This window comes from Rhodoplanes roseus, assembly GCF_003258865.1.
GTDB lineage: Bacteria > Pseudomonadota > Alphaproteobacteria > Rhizobiales > Xanthobacteraceae > Rhodoplanes > Rhodoplanes roseus.
This window is the reverse complement of sequence record NZ_NPEX01000972.1, coordinates 1-243: the sequence shown is the minus strand read 5'-3', so window position 1 is coordinate 243 and position 243 is coordinate 1. Positions and strand designations below refer to the sequence as shown.

General features: G+C 65.8%; 1 pseudogene. It reads left to right on the top strand.

Features of this window, described 5'->3' with window-relative positions:
• Window positions 1-243, top strand: a pseudogene (locus CH341_RS33230) (alkaline phosphatase D family protein); the annotation flags it as partial.

Sequence of the window (243 nt, the reverse complement as noted above, 5' to 3'; positions counted from 1 at the left end):
TCGCGCTACGGCCTCCTCGCCATCCGCTACACCTTCACCTTGCCGACAGGCGCCGACGTGCAGAAAGCCGCCTGGTACGAGCTCGAAGGCACGCGTTATGTCGTCAACACCGCTTATGACAGCGACCTCGCGATCGCCTTCGTCTCCTGCAACGGCCAGGAGGAAGGCGACAGGGAACGGCCTGAGGAAAGCCGCAATGTCCTCTGGGCGCGCCTCGACGCGGCGCATGCGCGGAAGCCGCTG